This window comes from Peribacillus simplex (genome assembly GCF_900156045.1).
In the GTDB taxonomy this organism is placed as follows: domain Bacteria; phylum Bacillota; class Bacilli; order Bacillales; family DSM-1321; genus Peribacillus; species Peribacillus simplex_D.
Genome location: NZ_FTMX01000005.1, coordinates 371,140 through 389,070, shown reverse-complemented (window position 1 = coordinate 389,070; position 17,931 = coordinate 371,140). Strand labels below are relative to the sequence as shown.

Genomic DNA, 17,931 nt, shown 5'->3' with positions numbered 1-17,931 from the left:
TATGAATTTAAAGGCAGGGAAAATGTTTTGGAAAGATACATTTGAAGCTAGAAAATATCCAATGTTGGAAGAGGATCTTTCATGTGATGTTTGTATAGTAGGGAGTGGTTCATCGGGGGCACACTGTGCCTATTTTTTGGCAGAGACGGGTCTGAATGTCGTCCTGATCGACAAACGGGATATAAGTGAAGGAAGTACGGTTGCGAATACTGGACTTTTACAGTATTCAAATGATAAAACATTAACTTCCCTCATCCATAGTTTTGGAGAAGAAGCTGGGACACGACATGTTCAGCTTTGTTTGGACGCCATTCGGACACTTGAGAAGGAGGTTGTTCCAAGTTTAAACGAAAACCCGGATTTTAAAATTAGAAAAAGCTTGTACTATGCATCCAATCCCGAGGATGTTTCCAAGCTTAAGAAAGAATATAGTAATCTTAAATCCCGCAATTTTCCTGTTGAATATTATACTGAAAAAGAGCTTGACCGAAAATTTTCGTTTTCAAAAGAAGGAGCGCTGGTTACAGGTAATGATGCTGAAATAAATCCTTATAAACATGCACATTTATTGATTGAAAAGGCATTTTCGAAAGGCGTACGTGTCTATTCAAAAACGAAAATCAATGGAAAGATATTAAAAGAGAATCAAACCCAGTTATTTACCGAAACCGGACATACGATACATGCACAGGCGGTCATCTTCGCAACTGGGTATGAAGCCCAAGAAGAAGTGAAGGATAAAAATGCAGTGATCCTCAGTTCATATGCCATCGCAACAAATCAAATAGCCGATCAAGCTAAATGGCATGATAATATGATGATCTGGGAAACGGCACGGCCTTATTTATATGCAAGAAAAACTCCTGACAACCGAATTATCATTGGTGGTCTTGATGAATCCATCGATTATCTGGAGAAGAGGGATTCAATGATTTTGAACAAAAGAGATAAATTATTGAAGCAGCTTATCAATTTGTTTCCAGAATTAGAGAATCGGGTCGGGGCTGATTATTATTGGGGAGCTTTTTTTGGTGAGACCCATGATGGTTTACCGACAATAGGAATATATCCTAACCATCCTAATTGTTATTTCTTATTAGGCTATGGCGGTAATGGGACGGTTTACAGTGTCATCCTTTCCAAAATCATCAGGGATATGATTACAAAGGGAGGGAATGAGGACTCGGCATTGTATGTTAAGGAAAGGAATTTTTCAAAAAGTATTGTCCACTAAGAGAGGTATCTCTTCTTCAAGAATAGAATAAAGTAGACAACTGAATATACCGGGGGGATGCTTCGATGTGGTTTAAGGAATTGGAAACAGAAAGGCTGCGTTTAATCGAAATAGGTCACCATCATGCTGAGAGTCTGTTTGAAATTCTCTCTAAAGATGAAGTGACCAAATATGATGGAATAGAAAGTTTAATCCGAGTTGAAGATGCCCGCCGCTTAATCGACTCGTTTAAAAGTGCTTATATAAACAAACGTGGGATGCGGTGGGGGGTCACTTTAAAGGATTCAGGCAAGTTCGTCGGTACTGTTGGCCTGAATCAATTGAGCCTTGCGAACAAACGGGCCGAAATAGGATATGAAATCCATCCTGAATATTGGAGGAATCACTTTACGTCAGAAGCTGTCAACGAAGTATTGCGCTATTGCTTTGAAGAATTGGGACTAAACCGAATCGCTGCATTAACTTTCAAGGATAATATTGCATCCAGAAACCTCTTGAAGAAATTTGGATTTAAAGAGGAAGGCAGCCTTCGAAGTTATCTTTTTCTTCGGGATCAATCGCATGACGCCCTTGTATTTTCCTTGTTAAGTACAGAGTATTGCCAGTTAAGACAACAAAGTATTCAGGGATCAAATAGATTATAGTTTAGTATTAGAACATTGCAGCTGGCCAATAGTGCCAGTTTTTTATTTGTAGAATAGCCCTTCCTTTACTGATGATTTTAAATCTCTAAAGGACAATATACATATTTTTCATGTTAAAATGGAGTGCGGATTCATTAATCAGTCCGGAAGGACATTAAAAGGAGCAAAATCATTGTGAAGATATTATTTCCGTTGCTTGCGGTCCTGGGCGGCATCACCATTGCCATACAAGGCCAAATCAATGGTGGATTAGGGAAAAAAGTGGGGGTTATTGAAGCTTCTTTCATTTCGTTTGGAATCGGTACACTCGCTTTATTATTTATTGTTTTGTTCGCTGGAAATGGAAACATTTCTGCCATCGCGTCTGTACCAAAATGGCAATTGATAGGCGGACTGTTAGGGGCCATTTATGTCATTGTGATAGTATTGGTCGTCCCTCAGATTGGAGTGGCACCTGCATTGGTCGGGGTTATCGCAGGCCAAATACTGATTGGGGCTGTCATTGACCATTTCGGTTTATTTGGAGGGGTACGCATCCCTTTGGACGCGAAAAAGGTGGCAGGCATATGTTTACTTTTCGTGTCATTATATTTATTTAATCATAAATGAGTAAGTGTCATTTTTGATTGAAACGACGGGTACATATAGGGGAGAATGAAGCGATATTTCTATTCTCCTATAGTTATTACCCATTATTTGGTGATTGATTAAAAAGAACTCAATATTTTAATGAAGTAATGCATTATCCTACTAAAATATATTATATGAGAGGGGATAGGTTGCTAGGAAAGTGGTCTTAGTAACCAATCTACTATAAATTATTAGAATATTTAGAAATAAATAGACGAGAGAACCTATATGAATACTGATTTAGAAGTGTTTGGAAAAACACCTGGAAGCCGGAAGTCCTTTTTACGACAATTAGGTGATCATTTCTATTTACCTAGTATCTAGATCGAATTGATTAGCAATTAATTACTATATTGTGAAAAAGTACTCATCGGTTTATTGATTTTTTGATTTATTCGTAATATACTTAAAATTCAACATCTTTAATTCGAGGTATAGTTTCCTTAGCGAGGTTGAAAAGAGGGTGATTTTTAACTAGTAAACTGCATTAATTGCTTTTATAGGTAGAAATACGGATTTATGCAAACGGTTCGCTAGTTGTTTTTTTGTGAATTCCTGCAATGAATGCTTCTAACTTTCCTCGCTGACATTATTTGTACTATACGGAAGATTAATAGGTGTTAGAAGGATAATCTCTTAAATGGGATTATTCTAAGAAAGATTAAAGATGAGGGGGAATATTTTTTGAAAAAGTCTAAATTTTCAGTGCTTGCTCTTCTTATGGCCATCATGCTTACGCTTGCGGCATGCAACGGCGGTTCGAAGGAAACTTCGAATGAAAAAGAAGGAGGCTCGGGTGACTCATCCGGATCAAAAGTATTAAACGTAAACAATTCGAGTGAACCTGGTTCGCTTCACCCTGCAAATGCACAAGGTACTCATGAATCATGGATCCTTGAACATACATTTGAGGGACTGACAAAGAAAACGGAAGAAGGCAAAATCGTACCTGGTTCTGCAGAATCATGGGAAATAAGTGAAGATGGATTAACTTGGACATTCAAATTGAAAGATGGTTTGAAATGGTCAAATGGAGATCCGCTTACAGCCAATGACTTCGAATATGCTTGGAAATATGCTTTGAAACCGGAAACGGCTGCTGATTATGCTTACCAACTTTATTATCTAAAAGGCGGGGAAGCATACAACAGTAAGAAAGGGAAGGAAGAGGACGTAGGGGTTAAAGCGACAGACGAACATACATTAGTCGTTACTTTGGAACAGCCTACACCGTATTTCCTTGACTTGACTTCTTTCTATACTTTCTATCCAATCAATAAAAAGGTACAGGAAGAAAATCCAAAATGGGCTTTGGATGCAAAAACTCACGTTTCAAACGGGCCGTTCAAATTAACGGAATGGAAACATAAAGAAAGCCTGAAAATCGAAAAGAATGAAAATTACTACGATAAAGATAAAATCAAATTGGATGCAGTTAACTTTGCTCTAATTGAAGATGAAAATACAGCATGGCAAATGTATCAGAGTGGCGAATTGGACCTCGCTTATCCACTGCCAGTGGATATTCAAGGTCAAATGGTCAATTCTGATGATAAAGAATTCAAAATGGGCAAAGAACTTGCTGTTTACTACTACAACTTTAATACAGAAGTGAAACCTTTCAATAATGCAAAGGTCAGGAAAGCGCTTTCAATGGCTATCGAGCGTCAAAAAATCACCGAAAATGTTGCTCAAGGCGGACAAAAGCCTGCTTTCGGCGTAGTCCCTCCGGGTATTCCTGATGCATCTGGAGATTTCCAGGAAAATACAGGTAACCTATTTAAGGAAGATGTTACCGAAGCTAAGAAATTGTTAAAAGAAGGACTTGCTGAAGAAGGCATGAAAGAATTACCAGAGTTTTCAATTTTGTATAACACTTTAGATTCACACAAGAAAATTGCTGAAGCGGTTCAAGGAATGTGGCGCGATAACTTGGGTGTTGAAGTGACACTTGAGAATGCAGAATTCCAAGTTAAGCTTGACCGTGAAAAAGCTGGTGACTTTGAAATTTCCCGTGCAGGATGGGTTGGTGACTATGTTGACCCGATGACATTCATGCTTTGGGAAACGGACGGCGCCTATAATGATGCAGGTTGGTCAAACAAAGAATATGATAATTTATTAAAAGAAGCAAAATCTACAATGGATCCAAAAGAACGCATGGATGCTTTGCATAAAGCAGAGAAAGTCATGATTGACGAAATGCCGATCCTTCCGGTTTACTTCTATACAAAACCATATATGGTTAAATCGAATGTTACTGGAGTTTATGCTCCGATTAACGCTTATCCGAACTTCATTTATGCGGATAAAAAGTAAGAGAGTGATAAAAGTGAAATGGGAGGTATGTCCGATTAAGGACATACCCCATTTTTCAATTGCGAATTTGAATATTTCATGAATTCATTTCCGTTTTCAACTCCTTAGAAAATCGATGATTGGGGTGATTACCATGTTGAGATATACATTAAACCGTTTTAAATGGGCGATTATTACTTTGTGGGCTGTTATTACATTAACGTTCATCATAATGCATACGATTCCGGGAAATCCATTTGCGAAAGAAGGAGCTATGCCTCCTGCTGTTTATGAAAACCTTCAAGTCCACTATGGATTGGACAAGCCGTTGTTGACCCAATATGGGAATTATTTATTGGAAGTCGTTCAATTTGATTTTGGTCCTTCATTGAAATCTTCATCCATTTCTGTGAATGATTACATTTTGAAGGGGTTTCCGGTGTCCTTGCACTTAGGGGCACAAGCTTTGGTGATTGCCATCTTCTTTGGGCTCATTTTGGGCGTCGTGGCATCACTGAAAAGAAATAAATGGCCCGACTATTTATCAATGATCATTGCCATCGTAGGGATTTCCGTTCCTAACTTTATCCTGGCGACTATTTTAATCAATTATTTTGCGATTAAATGGAATATATTCCCTGTTGCTACATGGGCGACATGGCAGCATACCATTTTACCATCCATTGCCCTTTCGATGATGCCGCTTGCTTTCATCGCGAGACTGATGCGGACAAGCATGCTTGAGGTAATGGGGCAGGATTACATTTTGACAGCAAAAGCCAAAGGATTGAAACGGAGCGGTGTCATAATCAAACATGCGATTCGGAATGCGTTATTGCCGATTATCACGGTTCTGGGCATCCTTACGGCTAATATCGTGACAGGAAGCTTCATCATTGAACGTATTTTTGGTATTCCTGGCATGGGAGATATGTTCGTAAAGGGAATATCCAACAGGGACTACCCGGTGATTCTTGGTTCCACAATTGTGTATAGTGCGGTGCTTATTCTGTTGATATTCATCGTTGACATAGCCTATACGTTGATTGATCCTAGAATTAAAGTGACGGGGGAGAAGAAATAATGGCAGATAAAGTGCATTTAACCGAAGATATGTTCCAACCCGCCGAAGGCAACTTTAAGGAAGCCGAAAAAATAGCAAGACCTACAGTTTCATATTGGTCTGACGTCTGGCGTCGATTTAAAGAAAATAAGCTGGCCATGACTGGATTTATTCTTATAATTCTCTTGGTCTTGATGGCGATTTTTGGTCCGTATATTAACGGATATACTTATTATGGACAAGATTTCGAGAAAAAGAATCTTAGCCCAAATAGCGAGCATTGGTTTGGAACGGATTCATCAGGAAGGGATCTATTTACGCGAGCTTGGTATGGTGCGAGGATATCCTTGTTCATTGGATTGATGGCCGCGTTGATTGACTTTTTAATTGGTGTCCTTTATGGCGGGATTTCAGCCATTCGCGGTGGACGCACGGATAATATCATGATGCGTTTCGCTGAGGTGATCTATGCGATTCCCTACCTATTGATGGTTATTTTAATGATGGTCGTATTAAAACCTGGTATTCTGCCAATCATCATTGCAATGTCGATTACGGGGTGGATTCCAATGGCGCGACTGGTACGGGGACAGGTGTTACAACTGAAAGAGAATGAATATATCCATGCTGCAACAATCTCTGGAGCCAATACGAGCTGGACTTTAAGAAAACACATGATTCCAAATACAATGGGACCGATCCTTGTCAATTTAACGTTGACTGTACCTACTGCCATTTTTGCCGAAGCGACACTTAGCTTTTTGGGACTGGGAGTTCCGGCACCTCAGGCAAGCTGGGGAACATTGACAAGTGATGCACTGGGAAGCATTCTGGTAGGGAATTTCTATCAACTTTTAATCCCGGCAATATTGATTTCCTTAACGATGTTCGCGTTCAATGTGGCTGGTGACGGATTGCAGGATGCCTTAGATCCAAAACTACGGAAATAAATGAGTCCTAACATAATGATGTGATATTACTAGAATAGGAGGGACGATGATGGAGAACCTATTAGAAGTCAACGATTTACAAATCACCTTCCATACTTATGCAGGAAAAGTGCAAGCGGTTCGCGGTGTGAATTTTGACGTGAAAAAAGGGGAAGCCGTTGCGATTGTTGGGGAGTCCGGATGCGGCAAAAGTGTTACAGCGAAATCTATCATGAGATTATTGGAAACACCCCCAGCCGAGTATGGAAAAGGGTCGATAAACTTTGGCGGTAAGGACCTTCTTAAAATGAGTGAAAAGGAAATGCAGAGGATTCGCGGAAATGAAATCAGCATGATTTTCCAGGATCCGATGACTTCGCTCAATCCAACGACAAAAATCGGCAGCCAGATCATGGAAGGCATTTTAAAGCATAATAAAAACATGTCCCGAAATGATGCATACGAACGGGCGTTGGAAACACTGAAACTAGTAGGTATTCCACAGCCGGAAAAAAGGATGCAGCAATATCCGCATGAGTTTTCAGGTGGTATGCGCCAAAGGGCAATGATAGCGATGGCCCTTGCTTGCGAACCGAAATTACTGATTGCCGATGAACCTACAACTGCATTGGATGTAACGATACAAGCGCAAATTTTGGAACTGATGAAAGATATCCAACGAAGAATGGATACTTCCATCATTTTAATCACTCATGATTTAGGTGTGGTTGCGGAAACTTGTGAACGGGTAGTCGTCATGTATGCAGGCAAGGTTGTTGAGACGGGTACGGTAGAGGCTATATTTTCAAACCCGCAGCATCCATATACAAAAGGTCTGCTTAAAACGGTGCCAAGGCTGGATATGGAAAAAACGGCTCCGTTGGTTCCGATTATCGGATCACCACCGGATTTATTGGATCCGCCAAAAGGATGCCCATTTTACCCAAGATGTGAATCAGCAATGAAAGTTTGCAAAGACCATGATCCGGAGCTTGAAGCAGTGGAAGAAGGTCAGACAGCCGCATGCTGGTTGCACCACCCGATGGCCAAGGCAGCACAGGTACAAGCACCGACCAATGTATAAAGGAGGAGAACCAATGGTTTCACTGAAAAATAAGGCCGTAAAAGAAAAGACAGACAACGAAAATTCTCCTCTTGTTGAAATAAAGAATCTGAAGAAGCATTTTCCTATCGGTTCTCAATCGCTGAAAGCGGTAGATGGTTTGGATCTCAAAATCTATCCAGGGGAAACGGTCGGTCTTGTAGGGGAAAGTGGTTGCGGTAAGTCGACTGCAGGTCGTACAATCACTCGGCTTTATGAACCGACAGATGGAGAAGTTCTTTTTCAGGGGAAAAATATTTTCGATTACAAACCTGGGGAAATGTCACATATCCGCCGTGAAATACAAATGATTTTCCAAGATCCCTATGCATCCTTGAACCCAAGGATGAAGGTAGAGGAATTGATTGGGGAGCCACTTGCCATTCATGGGATATCAAAAGGTAAAGAGCGAAGAAAACGGGTGGAAGACCTGTTAAAGCTGGTTGGTTTAAGTCCGGAACATATCACTCGTTTTCCCCATGAATTCAGTGGTGGACAACGCCAGCGGATTGGAATCGCAAGGGCTTTGGCTTTAAATCCTAAATTCATCGTTTGTGATGAACCAATTTCTGCCTTGGACGTTTCGATACAGGCTCAAGTGGTAAACTTATTAAAAGAGCTTCAAAAAGAAATGGGATTGACTTATTTATTCATCGCGCATGATTTATCAATGGTCAAGTATATTTCAGATCGCATTTTAGTCATGTACCTTGGAAGAATGATGGAACTTTCGGATAGTGATTCATTAACGAAAGATCCGCTTCACCCTTACACACAGGCCTTGCTTTCAGCAGTGCCGATACCAGACCCGACTATTAAACGGGAAAGGATCGTACTTAAAGGCGATGTACCAAGTCCCATCAATCCGCCGAGCGGCTGTGTATTCCGAACTCGCTGCCCTAAAGCGATGGAGATATGCTCCAGTGCTGTACCTGAATGGAAAGAACAAAAACCAGGGCATTTCGTTGCTTGTCATTTATATTGGTAAACAAAAAACCAGTTGCATTTGCAACTGGTCTTTTTTACACATTCACGTTAAATATTCTTGGAATCGGAGCAGTTTTCCAGCAGAATTAAATTATTTATCAGTATGTTAAAATAAATTACTAGGAATCTGAAAATAAAACATATAATATGTAATTATATGTAAAAATTAACTAATGTAGAATTTTTTCAATTTGTGAGAGAAGGAGGGACTGTTATTGTATTCCACGATAACTAGTGAAATCGTCGACCGTGTCATGATTGTTACTCTTAATCGTCCTGAGAAAATGAATGCTTTCAATGAAAAGATGTGTGAGGAGATGATTCACGCTTTTAATGAAGCGGATGAAAATGATGACGTACGAGCCGTTATTTTAACTGGCGCTGGGGATGCTTTTTGTGCTGGAATGGATTTGGAAAAAGGTGCAGAAACCTTTATGGATCACACTCCTTTGGTTGAATATCGCGATGCAGGGGGAATGTTGTCATTACGGATTTTTGAGATGAAGAAACCTATGATAGCGGCCATTAATGGAGCGGCAGTCGGGATAGGGATAACTATGACTTTACCCATGGATATTAGAATCGCTTCATCAAATGCAAAAATGGGTTTTGTATTTGCGAGGCGGGGGATAACGATGGAGGCATGCAGCGGCTGGTTCTTACCTAGGCTTGTCGGAATGGGTAAAGCTTCCGAATGGATTTTTACCGGCAGGATGATTTCGGCCAGTGAAGCATATGAGGGAAGATTGGTAAACAAGATCGTCGAGCCAGACGAATTGATGTCAGCTGCAATGGAAATTGCAACTGACATTGCGGAAAATACATCTTCCGTCTCTGTGACGCTATCACGGCAGTTAATGTGGACGATGCTCGGTGCAAACCATCCTGTTGAATCACATAAAATAGAATCGAAAATGATTCATTGGACCGGAAAACAAGCGGATGCACTAGAAGGGATTGAAGCTTTCCTCGAAAAAAGGAAAGCCGAATTCAAAATGAAAAGCAGCACGGATATGCCACCGTTTTATCCATGGGGAACAGATCGAACTTATGAAGTAGAAAAGAAATGAATGGGGTAATATCAGGGAATCCAGGGCATCGAAAGTGCTTGATAATTTTTACTTTTCGGATAAATTAGGGTTTCTATTCCTAGTGTGTTATACTGAGTTTACCATTTACTAAACTTGTTTCATGTTCCCTATTCCATGTGAATAGGGTTTTTTTATGATTGCTTTTTCAATCAAAAAAAACAGACCCTACAAGTAGGATCTGTTATATATTGTATTTAAAATTACGCTTTTTGAACGTTAGTAGCTTGGGGTCCACGTTGACCTTGCTCAACTTCAAAAGTAACTTCTTGACCTTCGTCTAATGATTTGAATCCTTCGCTTTGGATAGCTGAGAAATGTACGAATACATCGTCTCCGTTTTCGCGTTCGATGAAGCCAAATCCTTTTTCTGCGTTAAACCATTTTACTTTACCTTGTTCCATTGTTGTTGCCTCCTAGTGTGTATCCACACATTGTGTTACTACCCTTGCTCAATCATTAGACGAAAAGTTTTTCACTTATCAATCTTCCCGAACAAAAATAATTCTTTTTAAATATAACAGATTATGTCGGAATCTGCAAGCTAACAAAGGAAGATTATTTAAGTACACAGACATTGAACAATTCTGGATACCTTTTTTTGTAATCAAGCAAAGTTGTTGAATGTTCCCATTTAGATAGTTCATTAAATTAGGCATCAAATATCCTGAATAAGCCTTTGGTCGTAAAATTCCGTATTTCCGGGTGTGTGCAGCGTGATGATTACAGTGTTGAGCCTCCATAATGGACTAACCTCAGGAAGTGGCTCACATCAAGTCCGGCACCCGCAATATCTTTGTCCATTTGCGCGTGAACCAATTCGTTTTGAATGATAGGATTACCCATTCCTATTAATGAAAAAAGCGGTGAGCATCATTAACTTGAATTCTTTTTTCATGAACATATTCCGTGTTTCTGGGGTCAATGGTAATGTCACGACAATCATTTCCGCTTTATAGCCTGCGATCACTGCTGCAGCGGTTATATGATCCTTCCATATTTCCGGAAAAGAACTCATTCAAATTTTTGCTTATCATGAGTTATCTCCTCCTGGATCATCTTTTCTGAATTTTTAGTAAGTTTCGATAATATTTCAATCGGGAAAGCGATTGCTTAACAATCTTGCTATAATACTATTAATCAATGGAACGGGGTGTTTTCATGAACGTGAAAGATATATATGGACAGCTGCCTACTATGGAATCAAAACGCTTGGTTATGAGGAAAGTCACCATGAATGATGCCGCAGACATGTACGCTTATGCATCCAATAGTGAAGTTTCCCGTTTCGTGACATGGGATGCTCATCGTTCCCTAAGTGATACAAAAGATTTTATCCGATATATCCTACAAAATTATGAGGATAAGAAAATTGCTCCATGGGGCATAGAACACAAGGAAAGTGGTAAGTTGATTGGTACTATTGATTTTGTTTCATGGCAGGTTGATCATCGTAGTGCAGAAATCGGGTATGTGCTTGCTCCCGAATATTGGGGGAGTGGCTTAATGACGGAGGCAACCCAAAAGATAATCGCCTTTGGCTTCGAAAATATGAACCTAGTTCGAATACAAGCACGGTGTTTCGTTGAAAATTTGGGTTCAGAGCGAGTCATGCAAAAGGCTGGTATGTCTTTTGAGGGAATCATAAGAAAAGGAATGTTTGTTAAGGGAAAGCATCAAGACATAAAGCTATATTCCATTATAAAATGATGACTGTGAAGTTTGCGGATTAAAGTTAAAGTAATCAGAAAATAATCATCGGTTTTGAAAGCCTGAATTTCTGTTCAAGATTATATGAATATGGAAAATCAAAAACAAACAATATGTGCAAATATTGAATCAAAAACTATACAAAACGTCTAATGTAAAAAGTCGATTCGAAAAATATAATGAAACTATTAAATCGTGTTGAAATGGAGGGTTTATTTAATGGCAGTTATCAATGATGTAGAAACGTTGAAAAATTATATCGGTGGCAAATGGGTGGATTCCACAACTTCGAAACATGAACAAGTGCCTAATCCGGCAACTGGGGAAGCATTGGCAAACGTACCCCTTTCAACAAAGGAAGATGTAAACCAGGCGGTGCAGGTAGCTAAAGAGGCTTATAAAGAATGGAAAAAGGTGGCCGTTCCAAAAAGAGCCCGCTTCTTATTCCGTTACCAGCAATTATTGATAGAACATTGGGAGGAGCTTGCAAAACTGGTCACTATCGAAAACGGAAAAAGTTATACAGAAGCATATGGTGAGGTTCAGCGTGGGATTGAATGCGTGGAGTTCGCAGCAGGTGCGCCTACCTTGATGATGGGCAGTCAGCTACCGGATATTTCACCAGGCATTGAATCTGGCATGTATCGTTATCCAATGGGTGTCGTTGCCGGGATTACGCCATTTAATTTTCCGATGATGGTACCATGTTGGATGTTCCCGCTGGCAATTGCTTGTGGAAATACGTTTATCTTAAAACCTTCAGAACGGACACCGCTCTTAGCCAACCGTCTTGTGGAGTTATTGACAGAAGCCGGTGTTCCGGATGGTGTTGTCAATATCGTCCATGGTGCCCACGATGTCGTGAATGGGATTTTGGAACATGAAGACATTAAAGCGGTATCATTTGTGGGATCCCAGCCTGTCGCAGAGTATGTATACAAAACGGCAGCTGCAAATAAAAAACGTGTCCAGGCTTTATCAGGTGCGAAAAATCATTCTATCGTCATGCCTGATGCAGACTTGGATAATGCGGTAACGAACATAACGAATGCCGCTTTCGGATCTGCAGGCGAGCGCTGCATGGCTGCGTCAGTGGTTGTAGCGGTGGGAGAAGTTGGAGATTCACTCGTTGAGAGATTAAAGGCTGCAGCGGATAATATCAAGATTGGAAATGGAATGGATAAGGACGTTTTCCTGGGACCAGTGATCCGTGATACTCATAAAAAGAGAACTGAACAATATATTGAAATCGGGGAAAAAGAAGGAGCTGTCCTCCTTCGTGATGGCAGGAATGAAGGCGATCAGGAAAATGGCTATTACGTTGGACCGACTTTATTTGATCATGTGAAAACAAATATGAAAATATGGAAGGATGAAATTTTTGCCCCTGTCTTATCCATAGTACGGGTTAATACCCTTGAAGAAGCAATCGAATTGACCAATCAATCCGAATTTGCCAATGGTGCCTGCCTCTATACGGATAGTGCAAAAGCCATCCGGGAATTTCGCGAAGAAATTGATGCAGGGATGCTTGGTATTAACCTTGGGGTACCCGCGCCAATGGCATTCTTTCCATTTTCCGGCTATAAAAGTTCATTTTATGGAGACCTTCATGCCAATGGGAAAGATGGCGTTGAATTTTACACTAGAAAGAAAATGTTAACAGCAAGATACTGATAGGAAAGTAGGGGTCGACACAAATTGTGGTCGGCCTTCATTTATAAATTATTTTAGGAGGAGTGTAACTATGCAAGTTGAAAAACAAGGTCAGGATCTTAAAGCGATGGATGGTAAATATGTATGGCATCATATGAAAGGGGCTGAATCCAGCCCTGGAGCAATGGTGATCAAAAACGGGCAAGGAGCATGGATAACGGATGTTGATGGGAATCGTTTCCTGGATGGGATGTCAGGTTTATGGTGTGTAAACGTTGGGTATGGCCGCACGGAACTGGCTGAAGCGGCTTACGAACAGCTGAAGGAACTTCCTTATGCCCCTTTAACGAATAGCCACGTCCCGGCCATTAAGCTAGCAGAGAAATTAAATGAATGGCTTGGTGGGGATTATGTGATTTTCTTCTCTAACAGCGGTTCAGAAGCGAATGAGACTGCTTTTAAAATTGCTCGGCAGTATCATCAGCAAAAAGGTGAACATGGACGTTATAAATTCATTTCCCGTTATCGTGGCTATCATGGTAATTCAATGGGCGCCCTATCAGCCACCGGGCAGGCACAGCGAAAATATAAATATGAACCACTCGCCCCAGGATTTCTTCATGTATCACCGCCAGATTCCTACCGAAATCCAGAGGATGAAAGCGGTGAAAAAAGTGCAGCGGAAATTGAACGGACCATTACATGGGAGTTGAGCGAAACGGTGGCTGCGGTCATCATGGAACCAATCATCACTGGGGGCGGAATTTTGATGCCGCCTGATGGATATATGAAACGTGTCAAGGAAATTTGTGAGAAAAATGGTGTCCTTCTCATTTCGGATGAGGTCATTTGCGGGTTTGGACGTACTGGTAAGAAGTTCGGATTTATGAACTATGATGTAAAACCAGACATTGTAACAATGGCTAAAGGAATCACAAGCGCTTACCTGCCATTATCCGCTACGGCAGTCAAACGTGAAATTTATGAAGCGTATATTGGCTCGGACGTTTATGACCGCTTTCGACATGTCAATACATTTGGCGGCAATCCGGCTGCCTGTGCTCTTGCTTTGAAGAATATTGAAATATATGAAAATGAAAAACTTATAGAACGGTCTAAGGAGTTAGGTCTACGCTTTCTGCAAGAGTTTGAAGAAATCAAATCTCATCCCAATGTTGGGGATGTACGTGGGAAAGGTTTGTTGGTAGGCATTGAGCTAGTGGAAGATAAACTGACAAAGCAACCGATTGAACTTTCCAAAATCAATAAAGTAATTGCATCATGTAAAGAAAAGGGTCTGATCATAGGTAAAAATGGTGATACAGTAGCAGGTTACAATAATGTCCTGACCCTTTCTCCCCCACTTAGTATAACTGAAGAGGATTTTTCATTCATCATAACGACTGTAAAACGAACGCTAGCTGAACTATGAAAATAAGGTGATGGCAAAAAACTGAAAATTCAGCATTTGTTCAAGTTTCTGTATGTACTTGTTGATACCTTTTTTTTATTTAGGCTCTTTTCGTAAAGATTGTTGTTTTTAACACAAAACGATTTAAGGTTGATTGAAGTGCAAGTGCGAGACTCCTGCGGGAGCACCGCCCGCCCGGGGAAAGCGAGCATCTGGAGGGGAAATCAACCACACCGCTTTACTTGGTAAATAGCAACAAAGTATGCGAAAACAGCCTTTATTTAAGAAAGATCGCATCGATACTTTGCTTTTTAAACGAGACTGCTGCATTTAATTTTAGCACCGTTCAGAAATTTGAACGGTGCTTTTGGCAATGATTTAGGAAGAATAAGCGGAAAAGAATTATATTGCGAACTTAGGGGACATTTTGGAATCGTTTTCCTTGCTTAGTTATAGCGGATGTTCGAAAATGGAATGATAAGGAGTGGCAGAAAATCAATACTATCAGGCAGAAGAGGTGAGGGACATGAATAATGAAGATATAACAAAAAAACTGACATTACATATCCCTGAAATTTTAGGGAGTGGGAATTTTTCAAAGTATGCTGTATTGGTACCGCTTATAGAGAAAGAAGATGGAATTCATGTTCTTTTCGAAGAGCGTTCACACAAACTGAGAAGGCAGCCGGGGGATATATGTTTTCCGGGCGGGAAAATAGACAAGCTGGACCATGATGAACAGGCGGCTGCCCTAAGGGAAACATATGAGGAACTTAATTTGAGAAAAGAAGATATCGAAAATGTCTTTCCGATCGATTATTTGGTATCTCCATTTGGGATGATTGTCTATCCATATGCAGGATTTGTTCGTAACCATCAACGGATAATACCTAATCCAGCTGAGGTAGAAACCGTTTTTACGGTCCCACTATCCTTTTTCATGGAAAAACCGCCAGAGATTTATCATGTCAAATATAAGGTGGAACCGCATGACAACTTCCCTCATGATTTAGTAGTTGGCGGGGAGAATTATAAATGGCAGCCAAAACAGATGGAAGAATATTTTTACATATATAATGAACGGGTAATCTGGGGAATGACGGCGAAAATCCTTACCCATTTTATTGAAATTCTTCGTTAGACCCTTCTAAAGCACCTTTTTTTCTCAAATGATTTCTATTAAACTTAAATTATGGAAAAGATAGGTTTTAATAGAAGCGGGGGGATGAGTGGATGAAATATAGTTTTGAAGTACTTGAAAAAGAACGGGAAATGGCAATGGCTGCACTTGTGAACTTCAATGAAAACCGCGAATACTATGATGAAACCAAGGATCAGGAACTTAAGCTGGCATACTATAAAGATGGTCCATTGGACCGGGAAGGATTGAAGGACCTACTTGTGGCAACCCATAAAAACCAGCTGAACTACTCACCACATCGTCATGTTTACCCTTGGGTGGATTTACAGGAAAATGGCCAGTTGAAAAGCCTGTATTCAGGTAAAGGGATGGACCCTGTACGAGTAATTGAGGAAGATATCCGTATACTGGAAGTGGTGTCAAGAGGTATTGAATCAACAAATACGGAGGACATTCTCGTTAATTGTGAGCATGTCGTACCTCAATCATGGTTCGATAAAAAAGAACCGATGAGGGGGGATTTACATCATCTGTTCGCCTGTGAACCAACATGTAACAGTAGCCGGAGTAACTATCCATACCATGATTTTAAGGATTATATCCCTGAAAAATCAGCTGCCGGTATAAAAGCGGGTTGCGGGAAATCAGAGGAGGATAAATTCGAACCTGAATACGGAAAAGGCATCGTGGCGAGGGCTACTCTATACTTTTTACTCAGATATGAGGGAATCATCGATTGCGGCAATATTGACCTGGAGCTGCTTTTGGAATGGCATCGGCTTTTTCCGGTCAGCACTTATGAAAAACATAGAAACCAGGCTATACATGAAATGCAGGGTAATCGTAATCCATATATAGATTTTCCCGAAATGGCGGAGAAATGGAATTAAAGAAGGATAATAAAAAAGGATTGAAGCTGTGATACAAGCTTCAATCCTTTTTTATTATCGATTATAAGAATTTTACGCAAACAGGGAAGGGTACTTGAACATCTTTTTGCAGTAATGTTAACTTTCCGTCATGTCCATTTCGGGCATATAGGGTCAGGTTCCCTGATTGTTCATTAGAAGCGATCAGGAATTTTCCGCTAGGATCCAATGAAAAATCACGTGGCCAATGTCCTTCAGTAGAAACCAGTTCCACGAATGCCAGTTTGCCTGTTTCTTGATTGATTTGATATACGGCAATACTATCATGTCCGCGGTTTGCAGCATATATGAATTGCCCGTCATCAGAAATATGAATGGCGCTTCCTTGGTTATTTTCCTTGAAATCTTCCGGGACGGATCGAACCGTTTGTAATTCAGAAAAGCTTCCTGTTTGACTATCGAAGCTCAAAACAATGACTTCTGGTACAAGTTCTGCCATAACATAAGCAAATTTTCCGTTTGGGTGGAAGGTCAAGTGCCGTGGTCCGCTGCCGGGGGCAACAGATAAGCTGTTTACTTCTTCCAAAACCCCATTATCTATTTTATAGGTTATTACTTTATCCATTCCGAGGTCTACTACAGCAATGAACCTTTCATCCGGTGTGAACCCGGCGAAGTGAGTGTGGGCTTTTTCCTGACGTTCTTCGTTCGGTCCTTGACCCTCATGCTGAACAGTGGATGATACGGGCAAAGGGGTCGCATCGTCATGAAGCGGATAAGTTTCAATCACGCCTTCTCCATAACTGGAAGTGACCAAGACCTGTTTCTTGCTGTCGACACTTATATGGCAGGAAGAGCCATTTGGTGTCAGTTGTTTGCCCAATAAGGTAAGCTCACCTGATTCTTCATTGATCGCATAGGCTGAAACTCCACCGCTGCCCGCTTCTTTCAAAATGGCGTAGAGATTCTTTTTGTCCTGGCTGATGGCGACATAAGTCGGATCGGTTAATTCTGCTGCAAGAACCGGTGTACTGAGTTTTTCTTCTGCTGTATCTAAAGTGAAGCGGTAAATACCTTTGCTGTTTCCTTTCGTGTAAGTGCCTATGTATCCAATTAGGGTTTGATGATCATGTTTTGCCATATTTATCTCCTCCAAGAAAGATTTGTGT

At 40.6% G+C, this 17,931-nt stretch carries 17 protein-coding genes; 14 read left to right on the top strand and 3 right to left on the bottom strand.

Annotated elements, in window-relative coordinates:
• Position 1 precedes the first annotated feature (1 nt).
• From BW986_RS18850 to BW986_RS18810, 9 genes are all read left to right on the top strand, one after another.
• Complete coding sequence (locus tag BW986_RS18850) at positions 2 to 1,234, top strand: NAD(P)/FAD-dependent oxidoreductase (protein WP_076369608.1); 1,233 nt, start codon at positions 2 to 4, stop codon at positions 1,232 to 1,234.
• Positions 1,235 to 1,299: 65 nt separating this feature from the next.
• Positions 1,300 to 1,878, top strand: a complete 579-nt coding sequence (locus tag BW986_RS18845) for a GNAT family N-acetyltransferase (protein WP_076369606.1) — start codon at positions 1,300 to 1,302, stop codon at positions 1,876 to 1,878.
• Positions 1,879 to 2,052: 174 nt separating this feature from the next.
• Positions 2,053 to 2,487: a DMT family transporter gene (locus tag BW986_RS18840; RefSeq protein ID WP_076369604.1), complete on the top strand. Its 435-nt coding sequence runs from the start codon at positions 2,053 to 2,055 to the stop codon at positions 2,485 to 2,487.
• 705 nt (positions 2,488 to 3,192) lie between these two features.
• On the top strand, positions 3,193 to 4,827 hold the full coding sequence (locus BW986_RS18835; protein WP_260320896.1) for a peptide ABC transporter substrate-binding protein: 1,635 nt from the start codon (positions 3,193 to 3,195) through the stop codon (positions 4,825 to 4,827).
• A 133-nt stretch (positions 4,828 to 4,960) separates the two neighbouring features.
• Positions 4,961 to 5,890: an ABC transporter permease gene (locus BW986_RS18830; RefSeq protein WP_034311122.1), complete on the top strand. Its 930-nt coding sequence runs from the start codon at positions 4,961 to 4,963 to the stop codon at positions 5,888 to 5,890.
• Positions 5,890 to 6,819: an ABC transporter permease gene (locus tag BW986_RS18825; RefSeq protein WP_076369602.1), complete on the top strand. Its 930-nt coding sequence runs from the start codon at positions 5,890 to 5,892 to the stop codon at positions 6,817 to 6,819. The genes BW986_RS18830 and BW986_RS18825 overlap by 1 nt, the downstream gene beginning before the upstream one ends.
• A gap of 49 nt (positions 6,820 to 6,868) precedes the next feature.
• Positions 6,869 to 7,882: an ABC transporter ATP-binding protein gene (locus BW986_RS18820; protein ID WP_076369600.1), complete on the top strand. Its 1,014-nt coding sequence runs from the start codon at positions 6,869 to 6,871 to the stop codon at positions 7,880 to 7,882.
• A gap of 13 nt (positions 7,883 to 7,895) precedes the next feature.
• Positions 7,896 to 8,888 (top strand): ABC transporter ATP-binding protein, encoded by a 993-nt coding sequence (locus BW986_RS18815; RefSeq protein ID WP_076369598.1) that lies wholly within the window; start codon positions 7,896 to 7,898, stop codon positions 8,886 to 8,888.
• Positions 8,889 to 9,102: 214 nt separating this feature from the next.
• Positions 9,103 to 9,957, top strand: a complete 855-nt coding sequence (locus BW986_RS18810) for a crotonase/enoyl-CoA hydratase family protein (protein WP_221408330.1) — start codon at positions 9,103 to 9,105, stop codon at positions 9,955 to 9,957.
• A gap of 221 nt (positions 9,958 to 10,178) precedes the next feature.
• Here BW986_RS18810 and BW986_RS18805 read toward each other — a convergent pair whose 3' ends face one another.
• Both BW986_RS18805 and BW986_RS18800 read right to left on the bottom strand, forming a co-directional pair.
• Positions 10,179 to 10,379: a cold-shock protein gene (locus BW986_RS18805; protein WP_029714163.1), complete on the bottom strand. Its 201-nt coding sequence runs from the start codon at positions 10,377 to 10,379 to the stop codon at positions 10,179 to 10,181.
• 434 nt (positions 10,380 to 10,813) lie between these two features.
• Complete coding sequence (locus tag BW986_RS18800; protein ID WP_076369594.1) at positions 10,814 to 10,993, bottom strand: NAD(P)-dependent oxidoreductase; 180 nt, start codon at positions 10,991 to 10,993, stop codon at positions 10,814 to 10,816.
• A gap of 143 nt (positions 10,994 to 11,136) precedes the next feature.
• Here BW986_RS18800 and BW986_RS18795 point away from each other — a divergent pair, with 143 nt between their 5' ends.
• The 5 genes from BW986_RS18795 (at position 11,137) to BW986_RS18775 (ending at position 16,783) form a co-directional block, all read left to right on the top strand.
• Positions 11,137 to 11,685 (top strand): GNAT family N-acetyltransferase, encoded by a 549-nt coding sequence (locus BW986_RS18795; RefSeq protein ID WP_076369592.1) that lies wholly within the window; start codon positions 11,137 to 11,139, stop codon positions 11,683 to 11,685.
• 219 nt (positions 11,686 to 11,904) lie between these two features.
• Positions 11,905 to 13,362, top strand: coding sequence for a CoA-acylating methylmalonate-semialdehyde dehydrogenase (locus tag BW986_RS18790; protein WP_076369590.1), 1,458 nt, complete (start codon positions 11,905 to 11,907; stop codon positions 13,360 to 13,362).
• A gap of 70 nt (positions 13,363 to 13,432) precedes the next feature.
• Positions 13,433 to 14,773, top strand: a complete 1,341-nt coding sequence (locus BW986_RS18785; RefSeq protein WP_076369588.1) for an aspartate aminotransferase family protein — start codon at positions 13,433 to 13,435, stop codon at positions 14,771 to 14,773.
• A 505-nt stretch (positions 14,774 to 15,278) separates the two neighbouring features.
• Positions 15,279 to 15,893, top strand: a complete 615-nt coding sequence (locus tag BW986_RS18780) for an NUDIX hydrolase (protein ID WP_076369586.1) — start codon at positions 15,279 to 15,281, stop codon at positions 15,891 to 15,893.
• 92 nt (positions 15,894 to 15,985) lie between these two features.
• On the top strand, positions 15,986 to 16,783 hold the full coding sequence (locus BW986_RS18775; protein WP_076369584.1) for an endonuclease I family protein: 798 nt from the start codon (positions 15,986 to 15,988) through the stop codon (positions 16,781 to 16,783).
• A gap of 61 nt (positions 16,784 to 16,844) precedes the next feature.
• Here the strand turns inward: BW986_RS18775 and BW986_RS18770 are convergent, their stop codons facing one another.
• Positions 16,845 to 17,903 (bottom strand): lactonase family protein, encoded by a 1,059-nt coding sequence (locus BW986_RS18770; RefSeq protein ID WP_076369582.1) that lies wholly within the window; start codon positions 17,901 to 17,903, stop codon positions 16,845 to 16,847.
• Positions 17,904 to 17,931 lie beyond the last annotated feature (28 nt).